3 protein-coding genes are annotated in these 1237 nt (G+C 38.3%); all 3 read right to left on the bottom strand.

Going from position 1 to position 1237, the window contains the following annotated elements; genetic code table 11:
• Positions 1–118: 118 nt before the first annotated feature.
• The gene (locus tag WJR50_RS34060) at positions 119–625 is read right to left on the bottom strand and encodes a hypothetical protein (protein WP_341297790.1); all 507 of its coding nucleotides are present in this window, start codon (positions 623–625) and stop codon (positions 119–121) included.
• A 36-nt stretch (positions 626–661) separates the two neighbouring features.
• Positions 662–847, bottom strand: coding sequence for a hypothetical protein (locus WJR50_RS34055; RefSeq protein WP_341297789.1), 186 nt, complete (start codon positions 845–847; stop codon positions 662–664).
• A gap of 146 nt (positions 848–993) precedes the next feature.
• Positions 994–1212: a hypothetical protein gene (locus WJR50_RS34050; protein WP_341297788.1), complete on the bottom strand. Its 219-nt coding sequence runs from the start codon at positions 1210–1212 to the stop codon at positions 994–996.
• Positions 1213–1237 lie beyond the last annotated feature (25 nt).

The raw sequence follows: 1237 nt of genomic DNA, 5'->3' as shown, positions 1-1237 counted from the left end.
TTCCGAACAGGAAACAGATAATGTAACAATCAAGATTAGAACTATAAATTTCATTTATTCCAATAAGGCCTAACGGCGATTGTAGGCGCTGGCGAAGGCTTCAGCCTTAGCTTAGCGCTTACGAAATGTTGGTATCAGTTTTAATTTCCTTCAATAGATCTTCATTATGGAAGACATAAATCTTTCCTCCAAATTCGTATTCAAGAGGTGTCGGAATTGACTCGTCAAGATTCAATGCTTCAGCAATCATAATTGTGATTCTTCTTCCATTATCAAATACAATTGAAACTTGTGCTGGAATAAATTCAGCCTCATCTATAAAATTGATGCTAAAGTCAGTCACAATAAAGCTCAAAACTTCATTCCATCTTTCTGTGGCTTCCCAAGACTTTATTTCATCAGAGTTAAGATATTGATTGTGGTCATACCTTCCTTCTCCAAATTCAAAATACTCTTCATCCTTCCAGCATAAATTCCACCAATACCCATTTTCCATTTGGACATTGATCCCGTGATCTAAGATATCGAATCCATCATAATAAAACTTCCCATCATGGTCATTAACCTCGCTATAGACCACTTTCTGGATTTTATGTCCAATTACTTTAATTTTGATTTCTTCCATCTAATTGATACCAACGTGAAAGCAGCGGCATGGAGCTTAATAAGTGGCCGCTCTATTAAATTTCAATATAAAGAATAGAGCGGAGACTTGTTTTGACTCTTGCCGCTGCTCGATGTTATCAGGCTGTCTTTTATCCACTTTTTCAATCATTTTATGGCCTAAAAGACCAGTCGGAGCATTTTCGCCAATATCAGCGCTTCGCTTCGTTTTAGGCAGAGTCATGGCGTTTATAGGTAATAGACGACGGATCTCTGCTGTGGCAGTGCAATGTGGAAGTCATTTTTTATTCAAATCTTTCATGTATGATACAGTGAAAGTTCATCAGGTTATTTTCCCTGATTTCCTTTAACTTCAAGTCTTCATTGACGTCAATACGTCTCAAACACGAGTTTGGTCGGTATCGCCGACAGAAGACTTGCCAGGAAAATTACCTTTCCTTCTTCATACATGCCTTCTTTTAATTTCAAATGACTGGAATGCCGCACTGCCAAAAGGTTGCAAGCTCTAGCTTCTGAAAATGCTTCCGATTGCTGATAACGGCCGATGCATATGTGCGCCGACTTGTTTGCTGTTTTACTTTCTTTCATCAAGATTGCTACTTGGAGCAACTAA

This window comes from Catalinimonas locisalis, from assembly GCF_038039535.1.
Lineage (GTDB): Bacteria > Bacteroidota > Bacteroidia > Cytophagales > Cyclobacteriaceae > Catalinimonas.
The sequence above is the reverse complement of the archived record's forward strand: the minus strand, read 5'-3'. Positions and strand labels throughout refer to the sequence as shown.